The 15,866-nt window shown below is 69.4% G+C and carries 13 protein-coding genes; 5 read left to right on the top strand and 8 right to left on the bottom strand.

What is annotated here, in order from left to right; translation table 11 throughout:
- Both BMY35_RS19280 and BMY35_RS19275 read left to right on the top strand, forming a co-directional pair.
- On the top strand, nucleotides 1-798 hold the full coding sequence (locus BMY35_RS19280) for an adenosylcobinamide-GDP ribazoletransferase (RefSeq protein WP_093202423.1): 798 nt from the start codon (nucleotides 1-3) through the stop codon (nucleotides 796-798).
- On the top strand, nucleotides 795-1,346 hold the full coding sequence (locus BMY35_RS19275; RefSeq protein ID WP_093202420.1) for a histidine phosphatase family protein: 552 nt from the start codon (nucleotides 795-797) through the stop codon (nucleotides 1,344-1,346). Before BMY35_RS19280 ends, BMY35_RS19275 begins: the two co-directional genes overlap by 4 nt.
- Before the next feature lie 26 nt (nucleotides 1,347-1,372).
- Here BMY35_RS19275 and BMY35_RS19270 read toward each other — a convergent pair whose 3' ends face one another.
- Complete coding sequence (locus tag BMY35_RS19270; RefSeq protein WP_093202418.1) at nucleotides 1,373-4,162, bottom strand: LuxR C-terminal-related transcriptional regulator; 2,790 nt, start codon at nucleotides 4,160-4,162, stop codon at nucleotides 1,373-1,375.
- 145 nt (nucleotides 4,163-4,307) lie between these two features.
- Here BMY35_RS19270 and BMY35_RS39065 point away from each other — a divergent pair, with 145 nt between their 5' ends.
- Nucleotides 4,308-5,870, top strand: a complete 1,563-nt coding sequence (locus BMY35_RS39065) for a methyl-accepting chemotaxis protein (RefSeq protein ID WP_093202415.1) — start codon at nucleotides 4,308-4,310, stop codon at nucleotides 5,868-5,870.
- Nucleotides 5,871-5,915: 45 nt separating this feature from the next.
- Here the strand turns inward: BMY35_RS39065 and BMY35_RS19260 are convergent, their stop codons facing one another.
- Together BMY35_RS19260 and nth are read right to left on the bottom strand one after the other, a co-directional pair.
- Nucleotides 5,916-6,764 (bottom strand): Ivy family c-type lysozyme inhibitor, encoded by an 849-nt coding sequence (locus BMY35_RS19260; protein ID WP_093202413.1) that lies wholly within the window; start codon nucleotides 6,762-6,764, stop codon nucleotides 5,916-5,918.
- 26 nt (nucleotides 6,765-6,790) lie between these two features.
- On the bottom strand, nucleotides 6,791-7,438 hold the full coding sequence (nth, locus tag BMY35_RS19255) for an endonuclease III (RefSeq protein ID WP_093202410.1): 648 nt from the start codon (nucleotides 7,436-7,438) through the stop codon (nucleotides 6,791-6,793).
- A gap of 122 nt (nucleotides 7,439-7,560) precedes the next feature.
- Here nth and BMY35_RS19250 point away from each other — a divergent pair, with 122 nt between their 5' ends.
- A complete protein-coding gene (locus BMY35_RS19250) occupies nucleotides 7,561-8,748 on the top strand; it encodes an aminotransferase-like domain-containing protein (RefSeq protein WP_093202408.1) in 1,188 nt (395 codons plus the stop codon).
- A 13-nt stretch (nucleotides 8,749-8,761) separates the two neighbouring features.
- On the opposite strand, the gene BMY35_RS19245 is transcribed toward BMY35_RS19250, so the two are convergent.
- Together BMY35_RS19245 and BMY35_RS19240 are read right to left on the bottom strand one after the other, a co-directional pair.
- On the bottom strand, nucleotides 8,762-8,989 hold the full coding sequence (locus BMY35_RS19245; protein ID WP_093202405.1) for a hypothetical protein: 228 nt from the start codon (nucleotides 8,987-8,989) through the stop codon (nucleotides 8,762-8,764).
- A gap of 67 nt (nucleotides 8,990-9,056) precedes the next feature.
- Complete coding sequence (locus tag BMY35_RS19240) at nucleotides 9,057-10,079, bottom strand: histone deacetylase family protein (protein WP_093202403.1); 1,023 nt, start codon at nucleotides 10,077-10,079, stop codon at nucleotides 9,057-9,059.
- Nucleotides 10,080-10,169: 90 nt separating this feature from the next.
- On the opposite strand from BMY35_RS19240, the gene BMY35_RS19235 reads away from it, so the two are divergent.
- The gene (locus BMY35_RS19235; protein ID WP_093202400.1) at nucleotides 10,170-10,493 is read left to right on the top strand and encodes a DUF6172 family protein; all 324 of its coding nucleotides are present in this window, start codon (nucleotides 10,170-10,172) and stop codon (nucleotides 10,491-10,493) included.
- 7 nt (nucleotides 10,494-10,500) lie between these two features.
- On the opposite strand, the gene BMY35_RS19230 is transcribed toward BMY35_RS19235, so the two are convergent.
- The 3 genes from BMY35_RS19230 to mfd are packed head-to-tail and all read right to left on the bottom strand — an operon-like array spanning nucleotide 10,501 to nucleotide 15,757.
- The gene (locus BMY35_RS19230; RefSeq protein ID WP_093202399.1) at nucleotides 10,501-11,565 is read right to left on the bottom strand and encodes an Ldh family oxidoreductase; all 1,065 of its coding nucleotides are present in this window, start codon (nucleotides 11,563-11,565) and stop codon (nucleotides 10,501-10,503) included.
- Complete coding sequence (gene serB / locus BMY35_RS19225; protein ID WP_093202396.1) at nucleotides 11,562-12,272, bottom strand: phosphoserine phosphatase SerB; 711 nt, start codon at nucleotides 12,270-12,272, stop codon at nucleotides 11,562-11,564. The genes BMY35_RS19230 and serB overlap by 4 nt, the downstream gene beginning before the upstream one ends.
- Entirely contained in the window at nucleotides 12,269-15,757 is a 3,489-nt protein-coding gene (gene mfd / locus BMY35_RS19220) for a transcription-repair coupling factor (protein WP_093202394.1), read from the bottom strand. The genes serB and mfd overlap by 4 nt, the downstream gene beginning before the upstream one ends.
- Nucleotides 15,758-15,866 lie beyond the last annotated feature (109 nt).

Genomic DNA, 15,866 nt, shown 5'->3' with positions numbered 1-15,866 from the left:
ATGAAGAACGGCGTTCGCCACTTCCTGCTCGCCCTGCAGTTCTTCACGCGGGTGCCGGTGACAGGGCCGCTGGCCGAATGGGTGGGCTTCAGCCCGCAGATGCTGCGCGCGAGCGCGGCGCACCTGCCTGGCATCGGGTGGCTGGCGGGCTGCGTGGCGGCGCTGGTGTTCGCGGGCGTGGCCATGGGGCTGCCCGGCGTCGGCGGCGCGCTGGCGGCCGCCGTGCTGAGCACCGTCGCCACCGTGATGCTGACCGGCGCCTTCCATGAAGACGGGCTGGCCGACGTGGCCGACGGCCTGGGCGGCTCGGCCAGCCGGGAGCGGGCGCTGGAGATCATGAAGGACTCGCGCATCGGAGCCTTCGGCACCGTCGCGCTCGTGCTGGCGCTCGGCCTGAAGTGCGCGCTGCTGGCGGTGCTGGCCGGGCGCGGCCTGGAAACCGTGGCCGTCGCCATCGTGGGCGCGCATGTGCTGTCGCGGCTGATGCCGCTGTTCCTGATCCGCTGGCTGCCCTATGTGGGCGACAGCGGCGCGAGCAAGGCCAAGCCGCTCGCGGATGCGATCAGCGGGGGGGCGCTGGCGATCGCCGTGGTGTGGACCGTTCCGGCGGTGGCGCTGCTGCTGCATGTGCACGGCGCCGTGAACGTCGGGGCCGCCGTGCTCGCGGCCGCTCTCGCCGCGGGCTGGATGGCGCGCCTCTTCCTGCGCAGGCTGCAGGGCTTCACCGGCGACGGCTTGGGCGCGACCCAGCAGGTCTGCGAGCTCGCGATCTACCTCGCGCTGGCCTGGCACGCATGAGCACGCTCTGGCTCCAGCGCCATGCCCCGGTGGTGGCCGAACCGGGCCTCTGCTACGGGGCGACGGACCTCGAAGCCCATGCGGACGCCACGCTGGCCGCCGCCGAGCGGATCGCGCCGCTGCTGCCGGTGGGCATCGTTCTGTGCAGTTCGCCGCTGAGGCGCTGCACAGCGCTGGCCGAGGCCATCGTCGCGCTTCGCCCGGACCTGACGGTTCAGCGCGACGCGCGGCTGGCCGAGATGGATTTCGGCGCTTGGGAGGGCAGGCCCTGGGCGGGCATTCCCCGCAAGGACTTCGATGCCTGGACCGCCGATTTCGCGGACCTGCGGGCCGGTGTGCACGGCGAGAGCGTGCGTGCCTTCATGTCACGCATCGCGCAGGCGCACGACGAATGGCTGGCGCAGGGGCGCGACACGCTCTGGGTCACGCATGCCGGCGTGCTGCGCGCGGTGACGCTGCTGCAGCGCGGCATCCGCTGTCCGTCGAGTGCCGGCGACTGGCCCGCCGGCGAGATGCCGTTCGGCGGATGGCTGATTTTCGACAAATAACCGGCACCTGACAGGCCCGGCGGCGGCTATCTTCCGCGCCTGCCGTCCCCGCCGCCGTCGTCGCGTTCCAGCTCGTGCCGGATGCGCTCGGCCACGGCGCCGCGCCCGTGGGCGTCCAGCTTCATGTAGATGTTCTTGAGGTGCCACTTGACCGTGTCGAGCGACAGGCCGAGCGTGAGCGCGATCTTCTTGTTCGGCAGCGACTGCAGCAGCAGTTCGGCGATCTCGGCTTCGCGCAGCGTGAGCAGGCGGGTCAGGCGCCCGTCGTCCCGGAAGCGGGGCACCGGTGGCGCTTCGACGCGGGTGCCGCTCTGCGATTGCGCCAATGCCTCGATGCGCTCGATGAAGAAGCCCAGCACCGGGTCGAGCCGGGGAGTCGCGCCGGCCGTGCGGATCAGCTGCAGGGCGTTGGGGTGCGCGCCCAGCAGGGTCTGCAGCAGCCCCAGCCGGTGGCCCAGGCGCAGGGACTTGCACACGCGCGTGTTCGACTCCTCGGTGCGCCCCAGCCTGCGCTCGACCTCGGCCGCCTGCAGCTGGAGCGTGACGGAAAGGCTGAGCTGCCCGCGTTCCTCGTAGCACTGCGACAGGGCCTCGAGCCGTGCCAGCGCGGGCAGCAGCTCGCCGTCGTGCACCGCCATGCGGATGCGCGCCCGCTCCACGATGTCGGCAATGCGCCGGAGGGTGCCGGGCTCGACGCCCGGATGCCGGTCGTGCAGCGCCTCCAGCTCCTGCAGCGAGGCCCGCGCCGCGTCGGCCCCTTCGGCCCCGTCGTTGGCGAGCTGGATTTCGAGCTGCTCCAGCAGCACGCAGGCCAGCGTGCGGTCCATGCCGAAGCGGCGCAGGAAGCAGCCGGTCTGCGCCAGGTGCTCCAGCGCCTCGCGCCATCGGCCGGCCGCCTGCTGCGCGCGGTTCGCCACGAGGATCATGCGCAGGGTGGTGTCGGGAATCAGGCCGTCATGCGTGCCGAGCTGTTCCTGGATGAAGCGCGCCGCCACCAGCGGGCCGTGCTGTTCGTACAGCACCTCGACCAGCAGCTGGGCGGTGAGCCGCGCCGCCTCGGCGCAGCGCGCGCCGCGCTCCTGGGCCTCGTCGAGCACCTGGCGGTAGATGCGCTCCGCGCGGTGCATGTGGCCCTCGACGGCATACGACAGGCCGACCAGGCACTGGCCCACCAGCGACCCGAACAGGGTGCCGGCGACGGGCTCGCCGTCGATGCGAGGCGCCGGCTCGTCGCGCTGGATGCGCCGCGCCTGCTCGAACTCGCCGCGATGCAGGTGAAGCCAGGTCAGCACGTTGCGCCGGCCGGCCAGCGCGAACTCGTCGGCCGCCGGCGGCGGGGCCAGCAGCTCGGGCAGCAGCCGCGAGAGCGCGTCGTTGTCGTCGTTGCGGATGGCGAGCAGGCAGTCCAGCAGCGTCAGCCGGTAGCGCATGGCCGGCTCGAGGGCGCCGGGTCTTGCGCGCAGCCTTTCGATGCTGCGGGCGCAGTCGTCGAGCCGGTAGTCGGCCAGCTCGACCCAGGCAATCCAGAGACCGAGATTGGCGTTGTTGCCGACCGTCTCGGCGTCGATCTGGCGCAGCAGCGCGATCGTCTCGCTCATCCTGCCCTGGACGAAGAGCGCCTGCGCGCCGTGCTCGGCCAGGCGGGCGGCGGTCTCGCGGTTGCCGGCTGCCAGCGCGTGTCGCACGGCCTGGTGGCGCATGCCGCGGGTCATGAACGAGTGGCAGGCCGTGGCATGGAGCTTCACGCGCGCGGCTTCGGGCCAGGCCGAGAAGCGCACGAGCAGCACGCTGCGCAGCAGCGGGTGCATGTGCCACCAGCGTTCGTGCATGGGCACGGAAGCGTCCTCAGCCACGGGCGCTTCCGGTGCGGCGGACAGCAGGCCCTCGCGCGCCAGCGGTTCCAGCAACTCGGCGCACTGGGCCGGCGTGTACCCGTCGCCCACCAGGTCGGCGCACAGCGGCGCGCTGAAGCGGGTGCAGGCCGCGCAGCAGGTGAGCAGGCGCAGCTGCGTCGCCGAGAGGCGCGGGAAGACGTGCGCGTGGAAGTACGCGGCAAACGGCTCGGGGTCGGGCACGCCGTGGACCAGGGGCGACTGCACGCCGCGCCGCCGGCGTACGTCGGCGCTCGCCAGCCGCAGCAGGGCGGGCCATCCCTCGGTCAGCCGGTGGATCGCGGCGGCGGCGCGCTCGTCGAGCTGGGGCAGGCGCATGCCGAGGTAGTCGATCGACTCCGGCAGGCTGAAGCGCAGGTCGTCGTTGCGCAGCTCGAGCACCGTCTTCGAGGCCGGTGTGTGGCCCAGCGTCATCGGCAGCTCGTCCTGGCTGGCGAAGACGCACAGCAGGTTGGAGGGCGCGTACTCGACGAGCAGGCGCAGGGCGTGCAGCACGTGGCCGCTCTGCGCGCACTGCACGTCGTCCACGATCAGCACGACCCTGCGCCCGTGCGCCGCGATGCCGCGAACGAGCGCGATGACCAGCCGCTCCATCGCCAGGGCGTCGGGGCGGGCGTGCGCCACGGCCTCCTTCGGGATGGCGGAGTCGATGCCGGCCAGGGCCGTCATCAGGGAGGTCATGAAGTGCAGGTCGCCCTCGGGAAGATCCGCGAGCCTGAGCCATGCGATGCCGGCGTCGGCCGAGACGAGTTCGCGCTGCCAGGTGAGCAGCAGCGAGCTCTTGCCGAAGCCGGCCGGTGCCTGCAGCACCACGCAGCGGCGGCCTCCGGAGGCGTCGAGCCGGTCGAGCAGGCCCTGGCGAACCAGGAGGCGGCGGCTCCGGGTGCGCAGTGCTGGTGTGCCGAGGATTGAGGCGGGTTGCATCCGTGCGGATTCTGGGTCATCTCGCGCGCGGATCGAATCCCATATTCAAGGGTTTGCCCATCCCCACCCTTCGAGGGTGGGGTGGCGCGCCGCGGCCCGGCCGATGACGACGGGGAGCCCCCGCAACCAATTTGGAGAACGCCACATGTTCGGTCTTTCGAATCTCAAGATCGGAGCCCGCCTCGGACTGGGTTTCGCGCTGTTGCTGCTGTTGCAGCTTCTCATCACGGGCATCGGGCTGCACGAGATGGCGAATCTCTCGGACCGGGTCACCTTCGCGACCGAGATCGGCGCACGCAAGCTCGACGAACTCAACAACGTGCAGGCCGCCATCGGCAAGCGGGCCATCGCGGCGCGCAACCTGGCGCTGGTGACGGAGCCGGCCTTGCAGAAAGGCGACATCGAACTGGTGGGAAGCTCCCAGCGCGAGATCGACAAGGGCCTGCAGGGCCTGGCGACGTTGATGGCCGACCAGGCCGCCGCGAGCCCCGAGGAACGCCGGATGCTCGAGAAGCTCCGCGCGCTCGAGGCCCAGTACCTGCCCATTGCCGGGAACGTCGTCGCCCTCGCCACGTCGCGCCAGACCGACGCGGCCGTCAAGGTGCTGACGCAGGAGTGCATGCCGCTGCTCAACCAGGTACTGGCGCATGTCTCGGCCTTCCAGGCGCAGCTGAGGAAGAGCGCGGACGAAGGCACGGCGTCGACCCAGTCCGCGTACTGGCGCGCCAAGTGGATGATCCTGGGGATCAGCTGCGCCTCGCTGGCCGGCGGGCTGCTGCTGGCGTTCCTCATGACGCGCTCGATCACGCGGCCGCTGGGGCAGGCCGTGAACGTGGCGCAGCAGGTGGCCTCCGGCGACCTGACGGCGCGCATCGAGGTGGCCGACGCGTCGGAGTCGGGCATGCTGATGCGCGCGCTGCGCTCGATGAACGACGAACTCGCCAAGGTGGTCGGGCAGGTGCGCGACGGCACCGATTCCATCGCCTCGGCATCGGGGCAGATCGCCTCGGGCAACCGCGACCTGTCGTCGCGCACAGGGGCGCAGGCCAGCTCGCTGGAGCAGACGGCGGCGGCCATGCAGGAGCTCACCAGCACCGTCAGGCAGAACGCCGACAACGCGCGGCTGGCCAACCAGCTTGCCGACTCGGCCTCGCAGGTGGCTTCGCGCGGCGGCGCGGTGGTCGATCAGGTGGTGGAGAAGATGGCGTCCATCAACGCCTCGTCGAGGAAGGTGGTGGAGATCATCGGCGTGATCGACGGCATCTCGTTCCAGACCAACATCCTCGCGCTCAACGCGGCGGTGGAGGCGGCCCGCGCCGGCGAGCAGGGGCGCGGGTTCGCGGTGGTCGCCTCGGAGGTGCGCAGCCTGGCCCAGCGCTCGGCCGCGGCGGCCAAGGAAATCAAGACGCTGATCGGCGACTCGGTGGACGAGGTGGAGGCGGGCAGCACGCTGGTCAACGAGGCCGGCAAGACCATGGAAGAGGTCGTGGGCAGCGTGCGGCGGGTGACGGACATCATGGCGGAGATCACCGCGGCCAGCCAGGAGCAGGCGAGCGGCATCGGCCAGGTCAACGACGCCATCAAGCAGATGGACCGCGCCACCCAGCAGAACGCGGCGCTGGTGGAGCAGGCCTCGGCCGCGGCCCAGTCGATGAACGACCAGGCCGCGGGGCTGGTGCACGCGGTGCGCATGTTCAAGCTGGCCTGAACCGGCCTCGTATCGGCCCTGAGCCGGCGGCGTGCCCGGCTCAGCTCAGTTCGACTTGCGCCACTGCTCGCGCCAGAGTTTGTCGAGCTGGGGCGCGAGCGCCGAGGGAGGCGCGCCCACCAGGCGGTTGCCGCCGTTGCGCTGCACCAGGCCGTAGATGCGGCCCGAGCCCTGGTCGTAGAGCGCGATCGCGTTGTTGTCGTAGCAGTCGTGCGGCTTGCAGAAGGCGTGCAGCAGGTAGCGTGTGCCGTCGATCGTCACCCATTGCGGCTCCGGCGCCGGGCCTTCGCGGCGCACCAGCCAGCGCTCGTTCTCGCGCGTGCCCAGCGCGGCGCGCCAGGCCTTCTGCATGGCGGGGCCCTGCGCCAGCGCGGCGGGGCTTCCGGTGGGCGGGGGCGGCACCTTGGCGGCCGGTTCTGCGGGAGGAGGCAGCGCCCGCTCGGCGCCGTTGCAGCGCCAGTAGCGCAGCTTCATCATCTCGGGGCCGAGCTGGCCGGCAACCGGCTTGTCGGCATCGATCGTGATGTGCTGGCCGCGCGATCCGCGGTAGACGAGGAAGGTCAGCGCGCCGGCCTTGCCCGACTCGCCGACGAGCGCCACGTCGAAGCCCGCGGGCGGCGGGCTGTTGCCGAAGAGGCTGTAGATCGTCTGCGGCTCGCGGGCGACCACGCGGCGCTTGCCGCTCTCGGCGATCAGCGTGTCCTGGCGCACCTGCAGCGTGGGCGCCGAGTTGTCGGCGCAGTTGGCGGACCAGCGGCCCGTGTACTGCCCGACGTTGTTGGGAAACTGCGTGCCGCCCTGCTGCGACCAGGCTGAGGCAGGGAGCAGCGCAGCCAGCAGGGCCGCGCCCAGCAGCTTGCGGGTGTTCGTCGATGTGGTCTTGCTTCTGGTCATCCGTTGTCGTGTTCTGTCTTTGTCTCTCAGGCCGTCTTCGGGGCGGGCGTCTTGGGCTTGTAGGAGCAGAAGGTCGCCACCGCGCATTCCCAGCAGCGCGGCTTGCGAGCCACGCAGATGTAGCGGCCGTGCAGGATCAGCCAGTGATGCGCATGAAGACGGTACTCCAGAGGGACGCGTTTCTCGAGCTTCAGTTCCACTTCCAGCGGGGTCTTGCCCGGCGCTAGGCCGGTACGGTTGCCCACGCGGAAGATGTGCGTGTCGACCGCGATGGTCGCTTCGCCGAAGGCCACGTTGAGCACCACGTTCGCCGTCTTGCGGCCTACGCCCGGCAGCGCCTCCAGCTCGGCGCGGGTGCGTGGCACTTCGCCGCCGTGCTGCTCCACCAGCATGCGGCAGGCCTCGACGAGGTGCTTGGCCTTGCTGCGGTACAGGCCGATGGTCTTGATGTATTCCTCCAGCCCCTCGACGCCCAGGTCGAGGATGGCCTGCGGGGTGTTCGCCACCGGAAAGAGCTTGCGGGTGGCCTTGTTCACGCCAACGTCGGTGGCCTGCGCCGACAGCAGCACAGCGGCCAGCAGCTCGAAGGGAGTGCTGTACTCCAGCTCGGTCTCGGGCGTGGGGTTGGCCGCCTGCAGGGTGGCGAAGAAGAGGGGGATGTTGTCTTTTTTCATGGGGCGTCGTAACGGCAGCGGGCAAAGGCGGCAGGCGCAATATATCGTCGAAAGCGGATAGCCTTACGCAGCTTTATTGACTGCGCTTTGGCGACAATGCCATCCAGAAAGTGAGACTGACCATGCAATTCGCCTCCCGCCTCGACAACGTCGAGACCTCCGCCATCCGCGAACTCTTCAAGCTGCTGGGCAAGCCCGGCATCATCAGCTTCGCGGGCGGCTTTCCCGACAGCGCCATGTTCGACGTCGAGGGCCTCAAGGAGGCGAGCCAGAAGGCACTCACGGAGGAAGCCGGCGGCGCCCTGCAGTACGGAGCGACCGAAGGCTACGAGCCGCTGCGCACCCAGCTCAGCGCCTTCATGAAGACAAAAGGCGTCGACGTCGAGTCCAACGGCCTGATCGTCACCACCGGCAGCCAGCAGGCGCTGGACCTGCTGGGCAAGACCATGATCTCGCCCGGCGACAAGGTGATCGTCGAGGGCCCGACCTTCCTGGCCACCATCCAGTGCTTCCGCCTCTACGGCGCCCAGCTCATCAGCGCTCCCATCGACGCCAACGGCGTGAAGACCGACGAGCTCGAGAAGCTCATCGCCGAGCACAAGCCCAAGCTCGTGTACCTGATTCCCACCTTCGGCAACCCCAGCGGCGCCACGCTGAGCCTGGAGCGCCGCAAGAAGGTGCTCGAGCTGGCCGTGAAGTACCAGACGCTGATCGTCGAGGACGACCCGTACGGCGACCTCTACTTCGGCGAAGCGCCGCCGCCTTCGATCATGGCGCTGAGCAAGGACGTGCCCGGCAGCCGCGAACTGCTGGCGCACTGCGGCAGCCTTAGCAAGGTTCTGAGCCCCGGCCTGCGCATCGGCTGGATGATCGCCCCGCCCGAACTGCTGGCCAAGGCCACCATGTGCAAGCAGTTCAGCGACGCGCACACCAGCACCTTCGCGCAGGCCACGGCCGCCCAGTACCTCAAGAGCGGCCGCATGCCCGGCACGCTGGCGCATGTTCGCGAGGTCTACGGCCAGCGCGCGCAGGCCATGGGCGCGGCGCTCAAGCGCGAACTGGGTGATGCCGTGAGCTTCACGCAGCCCAACGGCGGCCTGTTCTTCTGGGCCCGTCTCACGGGCGCCAACGGCAAGCTGGCCGACGCGAACGAACTGGCCAAGCGCGCCATCGAGAAGCTCGTGGCCTTCGTGCCCGGCGCGCCTTTCTTTGCGGAAAAGCCTGACGTGGCCACGCTGCGCCTTAGCTTCGCCACGGCCGATGTGGCGAAGATCGAAGAGGGCGTGAAGCGCCTCGGCCAGGCGCTGTAAAAGACGCTGTCGATCAGGGGGACCGGTGCAGCCTGGGCGCTGCAAGCAGGTCCAGGTTGTCTGAAATGGCCGCATCCACGTTCGGATAGCGGCCTTTCATTTTCGAGAGCGTCATGATGGTCTGCAGCGCCTTCAGGTCCTTGACCGAGGGCGCGACCTTGATCTGCGCGATGGCGGCGGTGGGATTCCCGCCGTTGATCAATGCCATCACCTTGCTTGCCCAGTCGTTTGCGCGCGCCATGTCTTTCACCTGCTTTCGTTCGATGCACCGACTGTACACAGCGCGGCACCCGTAGCCGCGAGGGCGGTCACGCGGCGGCCGCGAATCCCCCGAAGAAGGCGCGCGCGTTGGCTTCCAGGCTCTCGAGGTGATAGCCGCCTTCCTGGACGATCAAGGTCGGCAGGCCAAGCGCGCCGATGGCCTTGCCCAGCCGGCCGAAGCCTTCGGTCGTCACGGCGACCTGCGATTGCGGATCGTCCTTGTAGATGTCGAAACCCAGCGCCAGCACCAGCGCGTCGGGCGCGAAGCGCTGAAGCGCCTGCGTCGCGTCGTCGAGCCGGTCGAAGAAGGCCGATTCCGGCGAGCCGTGCGGCATCGGGAAGTTGAGGTTGAAACCCTCGCCATCGTCGGCACCGCGCTCGTCGTCGTAGCCGGCCACCGCCGGATAGAAGTTGGTCGGGTCGCCGTGGATCGACACGTACAGCACGTCGCTGCGGCCGTAGAAGATTTCCTGCACGCCCTGGCCGTGGTGCATGTCGGTGTCGAGCACCGCCACGCGGGCGAAGCGACCGCGCAGCGCCTGGGCCGCGATGGCGGCGTTGTTGAGGTAGCAGAAGCCGCCGGCGGCCTCGACGCGCGCATGGTGGCCGGGAGGACGGCACAGCGCATAGGCCGCGCGTGCTCCGTCGTTGATGGCCGCTGCGCCGGCCACCGCGCTCTGGGCCGACCAGTACGCCGAGCGCCACGTCTCTGCGCCCACCGGGCAGCTGCCGTCGGCCAGGTAGCGCGCCGCCTTGGCGAGGATGCCGCGCAGGCGATTGGGCTCGCGCACGAAGATGTTGGACATCACCTCGTCGCCCCAGTCGGACGGCATCTGCTTCCATTCGGCATGGGCTTCCTCGAGGAAGCGCAGGTAGTCGGCGCCGTGCACGGCCGCAATGGGCGCCATGCCGGCATCGGCGGGCGTCCGCAGGTCGAAGCCGAGCGATCGCGCGGCTTCCACGAGCCGCAGCGCGCGCTCCGGGACTTCCTGCGGGGTGCGCATCTGTCCGCGCGACAGGTAGCTGCGCGGATGGTGCAAGAGTTGTTCCGGATGAAAAAAAGTCTGCATGGATGACTCGGCATGGCTGCCGCGGAATGGGCCCGTCGGCCATGGTAGCCAGCAAGTTCGGTGCCCATTCCACATTGGTTACGATCACCCATGAGAAAAACCTTCCAGCTTCAGGTCGAGGGCAAGCACCCCGACCGTCTACTCGAAGCCATCAAGCACGAGATCCGCAAGTACATCAAGCGCGAACGGCGGCGCGCATTGCCCGAAGGCGCCGACTTCTGGGACTTCGACTGCAGGTTCGGCGCATCGCAGGAATCGGCCGAAGTCATTCACCTTTCCGCCATCACCGGCCTCATCGACGGCGTGGCGAAAGAGGCCGGCAAGCAGTTCTACATCGAGATCCTGGCCAGGCCCGGCAAGCGCAAGCCGCGCCCCGCCGGCGAGGCAGCGGCGTCGCCCGACGCCGAAGACTGACCCCCGCTCAGACCAGCGCCTGCGCCAGCCGCAGGCCGTGGCGCTGCTCCGCATCCTGCAGCGAGCGCGCGATCGACGGGTGCAGCCGCACCCCGTCGTTCGACTGAATTTCCCGACGCTTCAATCCGCCTTCGCCCGGCAGCCGCACAGGCTTCGCCGGGTCGATGGGCACGTTGCCGCGGCACTTTGCCGCCACATGGTCCATCTGGCGCAGGAAGGCTTCCTTGCCGCCGAAGGCGTTCAGGTCGTGCAGCGTGATGTGCACCGTCGCGCCCCAGCCCTCGGGCGCGTCGGCCCGGCCGTGGCCCGCGAGGCCGGCCGTGAGCGTTTCCACCAGCAGTGCCATGCCGTAGCCCTTGTGGCCGTGGCTCAGCCCACCCACCGGCAGCAGCGTGCCGGGCGGCTGGTCGAACAGCACCTGCGGGTCGTTCGTGGGCTTGCCGGCGGCGTCGATCAGCCATTCCTCCGCGAAGGTCTCGCCTGCCGCGCGCTTGCGGTTGCTCATGCCGTTGGTGGTGATGGAGGCCGAGATGTCGACCATCACGCCGCCCTGCGACAGCGGAAAGCCCATGGCCAGCGGATTCGGCGTGAACACCGCCTGCGTGCCGCCGAAGGGCGCGACGCTGGCGGCGTTGGGGTCGGAGCAGGCCAGCAGCATGAGCATGTCTTCCTGCAGCGCGCGCAGCATGTAGACGGCGAGGCAGGCGATGTGGTGGCTGCGGCGGATGACCAGCGAGGCCGTGCCCAGTTCGCGGGCGCGCGGCACGAGCAGGTCCATGCCCTGGTCCATGAGCCAGGGGCCGGGCAGGCGCTTGCCGTCCCACAGCACGGCGGCGGGGCGGTCGGACAGCACCTCGGGGGCGCCGTCGCGCGTCATGCCGCCGGATTCCAGTTCCTTGACGTACCCCGCCAGCAGCGCGAGGCCGTGCGTGTCGTGGCCCAGCAGGTCGCCTTCGACCAGCGTGCGGGCCACGCTGTCGGCCTTCGACGGGGCGAGCCCGGCCTTCTGCAGCAGGGCGCTGGCGTAGTCCCTGAGTGCGTCGGCGCGATAGAGCGGGGCGGTGTCGGTCATTTCAGTATTTCCAGCACGCGGTCGAGGCCGCCTTCGTTGATGGCCACCATGGCCTGTTCGCGCACCTTCGGCTTGGCGTGATAGGCCACCGAGAGGCCGGCCTCACCCATCATCGGTAGGTCGTTGGCGCCGTCGCCCACGGCGATGGTCTCCTGCGGCGAGATGCCCATCAGCGAGGCCACCTCGAGCAGCGTGCGGCGCTTCTCGGCGCCGTCGCAGATGTCGCCCCAGCTCTGCGTGACGACCTCGCCGGTGAGCTTGCCGTCGGCCTCGTCGAGCAGGTTGGAGCGCGCGAAGTCGATGCCCAGGCGGTCCTTCACGCGGTTGGCGAAGAAGGTGAAGCCGCCCGACACCAGCAGCACCTTGAGGCCGGCCGCCTTGCACGCGGCCACCAGTTCGCTCGCGCCGGGGTTGAGCTTCAGGCGCTGGTCGTACACCTGCTGCAGCGCCTCGACCGGCACGCCTTTCAGCAGTGCCACGCGGCGGCGCAGGCTTTCCTTGAAGTCCTTGATCTCGCCGCGCATGGTGGCTTCGGTGATCGCGGCCACCTCCGCCTTCTTGCCGACGGCATCGGCGATCTCGTCGATGCATTCGATGTTGATCAGCGTCGAGTCCATGTCGAAGGCGATCAGCCTGAAGTCGGCGAGCTTCAGCGGCGGCTTCACGCGCTGGATGACGAGGCCGGGGGAGATTTCAGTAGCGCTCATGCGGTGGCGGTTTCCTTGACGGTGGGCTGGCCCAGGCTGCGCAGCACGTCGCGCACCATCTGGGCCCGGTCCTTGGGTTCTTTCAGTTCGCGCTCGATGCGCAGCTTCTCGTTGCCGGCGAGCTTGATGTGCCTGTTCTTCTGGATCAGCTGGATGATGGCCATGCCGTCGACCGGCGGATCCTTCTTGAACGTGATGTTGATGATGCCCGGCGCCGCGTCGACCTTCACCACGCCGTAGGGCCGCGCGAGCACGCGCAGGCGGTGGGTGTCGATCAGCGTCTGCGCCTGCGGCGGCAGCTTGCCGAAGCGGTCGACGATTTCCTCCAGCAGCGTGTCGATCTGGTCGGGCGTCTTGGCCGTCGCCAGCTTCTTGTAGAACGACAGCCGCAGGTGCACGTCGCCGCAATAGTCGTCAGGCAGCAGGGCAGGGGCGTGCAGGTTGATCTCGGTGGTGACCGACAGCGGCGACAGCAGGTCGGGCTCCTGCCCGGCCTTGAGCGCGCGAACCGCTTCGCTGAGCATCTCGTTGTAGAGCTGGAAGCCGATCTCCATCATGTTGCCGCTCTGGTTCTCGCCCAGCACCTCGCCGGTGCCGCGGATCTCCAGGTCGTGCATGGCGAGGTAGAAGCCGGAACCGAGTTCTTCCATCTGCTGGATGGCGTCCAGCCGCTGCGCCGCCTGCTTGGTCAGGCCCTCGGTGTCGGGCACCATGAGGTAGGCATACGCCTGGTGGTGCGAACGGCCGACGCGGCCGCGCAGCTGGTGCAGCTGCGCCAGGCCGAACTTGTCGGCGCGGCTCATCACGATGGTGTTGGCGGTCGGCACGTCGATGCCGGTCTCGATGATGGTCGAGCACAGCAACAGGTTGTAGCGCTGCGCCACGAAGTCGCGCATGACGCGCTCCAGCTCGCGCTCGGGCATCTGGCCGTGGGCCACGGCGATGCGGGCTTCCGGAAGGATCTCTTCCAGCTTCTGGCGGCGGTTCTCGATGGTCTCGACCTCGTTGTGCAGGAAGTAGACCTGCCCGCCGCGCTTGAGCTCGCGCAGCACGGCTTCGCGGATCACGCCGGTGCCTTCGTTGCGCACGAAGGTCTTGATGGCCAGGCGCCGCTGCGGCGCGGTGGCGATCACGCTCAGGTCGCGCAGGCCTTCGAGCGCCATGCCCAGCGTGCGCGGGATCGGCGTGGCGGTGAGAGTGAGCACGTCGACCTCGGCGCGCATGGCCTTCATCGCCTCCTTGTGGCGCACGCCGAAGCGGTGCTCCTCGTCGATGATGAGCAAGCCCAGGTTCTTGAACTTGACCGACTGCGAGAGCAGCTTGTGCGTGCCGACGACGATGTCGACCTGCCCGTCGGCCAGCCCCTTGGCGGCGGCCGTCACTTCCTTGGCCGAACGGAAGCGGCTCATCTCGGCCACCTTCACCGGCCACTTGGCGAAGCGGTCTACCAGCGTCTGGTAGTGCTGCTCGGCCAGCAGCGTGGTGGGCGCAAGAAACGCCACCTGCTTGCCGCCGGTGACGGCGATGAAGGCCGCGCGCAGCGCCACCTCGGTCTTGCCGAAGCCCACGTCGCCGCACACGAGGCGGTCCATGGGCTGGGGCGAGATCATGTCCTGCACCACGGCGTGGATCGCGGCCTTCTGGTCGGCAGTTTCCTGGAAGCCGAAGTCGTTGGCGAACACCTCGTAGTCGGCCGGCGAGTAGCGGAAGGCATGGCCTTCGCGTGCGGCGCGGCGGGCGTAGATGTTGAGCAGCTCGGCGGCCGAGTCGCGCACCTGTTCGGCTGCCTTGCGCTTGGCCTTTTCCCACTGGCCGGAGCCAAGCTTGTGCAGCGGGGCCTCGTCGGCGCTGACGCCGGTGTAGCGGCTGACCTGGTGCAGCTGGCTCACGGGCACGTAGAGCGTGGCCTTGTCGGCGTACTCCAGGTGCAGCATTTCCTGCAGCAGCGGCTTGCCGTCGGGGCCGTTGCCCTGGCCCAGGTCCATGTGGATCAGGCCGCGGTAGCGGCCGATGCCGTGCGCCGAGTGGACCACCGGGTCGCCCACGTTGAGCTCGGAGAGGTCCTTGATGAGCGCCTCGACGTCGCTGACCTGCTCCTGCTTCTTGTTGCGCCGGCGCGTGGTGGGCGCGGCGGCGAACAGCTCGGTCTCGGTGACGAAGTCGATGGCCTGCTCGCGCCACGCGAAGCCCGAGGCCAGCGCGGCGGTGGCGATGCCGATCTTCTCGTCGCCGGAAGTCTCGAACTCGGCCAGCGAGTCGAAGGCGGGCGGGTTCACACCGCTGGCGCGCAGGAAGTCGAGCAGGCTCTCGCGGCGGCCGTCGCTCTCGGCGATCAGCAGCACGCGGTGCGGCGTCCTGGCGATGTGCGCCTTCAGGCCGACCAGTGGGTCTTCGGCGCCGCGCACCACGGCGAAGGGCGGCAGCCTGTCGAACTCGGCGTAGGGCGCCTCGGTGGGGACGTCACCGCCGCCGCGGATGGCAAGCTGCGCATGGGGCTTGGCGCGCTGGTAGAACTGCTCGGCGTTCAGGAACAGCGCCTCGGGCGGCAGGGCGGGGCGCTCGGGGTCGCCGCGCACCAGCCGGTAGCGCTCGTTGGTGTCCTGCCAGAAATGCTGGAAGGCCGGCTCGAGGTCGCCGTGCAGCACCACGGTGGCGTCGGCGCCCAGGTAGTCGAACACCGTGGCCGTCTCGTCGAAGAACAGCGGCAGGTAGTACTCGATGCCGGCGGTAGCCACGCCGTTGCCCATGTCCTTGTAGATGCGGCTCTTGGTCGGGTCGCCCTCGAGCAGCTCGCGCCAGCGGCTGCGGAAGCGTCCGCGCGCCTCGTCGTCCATGGGGAATTCGCGGCCGGGCAGCAGCCGTACCTCGGGCACCGGATAGAGGCTGCGCTGGGTGTCGGGGTCGAAGGTACGGATGGTGTCGATCTCGTCGTCGAACAGGTCGACGCGGAAGGGCACCGGCGAGCCCATGGGGAACAGGTCGATCAGCCCGCCGCGCACCGCGTATTCGCCGGGGCTCACCACCTGCGTCACGTGGGTGTAGCCGGCGAGAGTGAGCTGGGCCTTGAGCTTCGATTCCTCCAGCTTCTGCTTTGCCTTGAACTGGAAGGTGTAGCCGGCCAGGAAGGACGGCGGCGCCAGCCGGTAGAGCGCGGTGGTGGCGGGCACCAGCACCACGTCGGCCTCCTTCTGGCTGATGCGCCAGAGTGTGGCCAGGCGCTCGCTGATCAGGTCCTGGTGGGGCGAGAAGCTGTCGTAGGGCAGCGTCTCCCAGTCGGGGAACAGGGCGCAGCGCAGGTCGGGCGCGAAGAAGGCGATCTCGTCGATCAGGCGCTGGGCGTCGTTGGCGTCGGCCGTGAACATCGCGGTGGCGCGCCCGGCGGCTTTCTCGCGCATGGCCAGCTGCGCCAGCAGCAGTGCATCGGCCGACAACGGGGGACGCGGCAGCGTGAATCGCTTGCCCGCCGTGAGGTGGGGGAGGTCCATGGAACGCTTGATGGAAATGCACAACACCCCGCGCCGGCTGGCGAGGGGTGTGCGTAGCGGGCAATTCTAGAATGGCGGCCCTTTATCCGCTTGTCGGCCGCAGCCGACG

The organism is Variovorax sp. YR750, assembly GCF_900109805.1.
Classification (GTDB): domain Bacteria; phylum Pseudomonadota; class Gammaproteobacteria; order Burkholderiales; family Burkholderiaceae_C; genus Variovorax; species Variovorax gossypii.
This window is presented reverse-complemented; position numbering and strand designations above follow the sequence as displayed.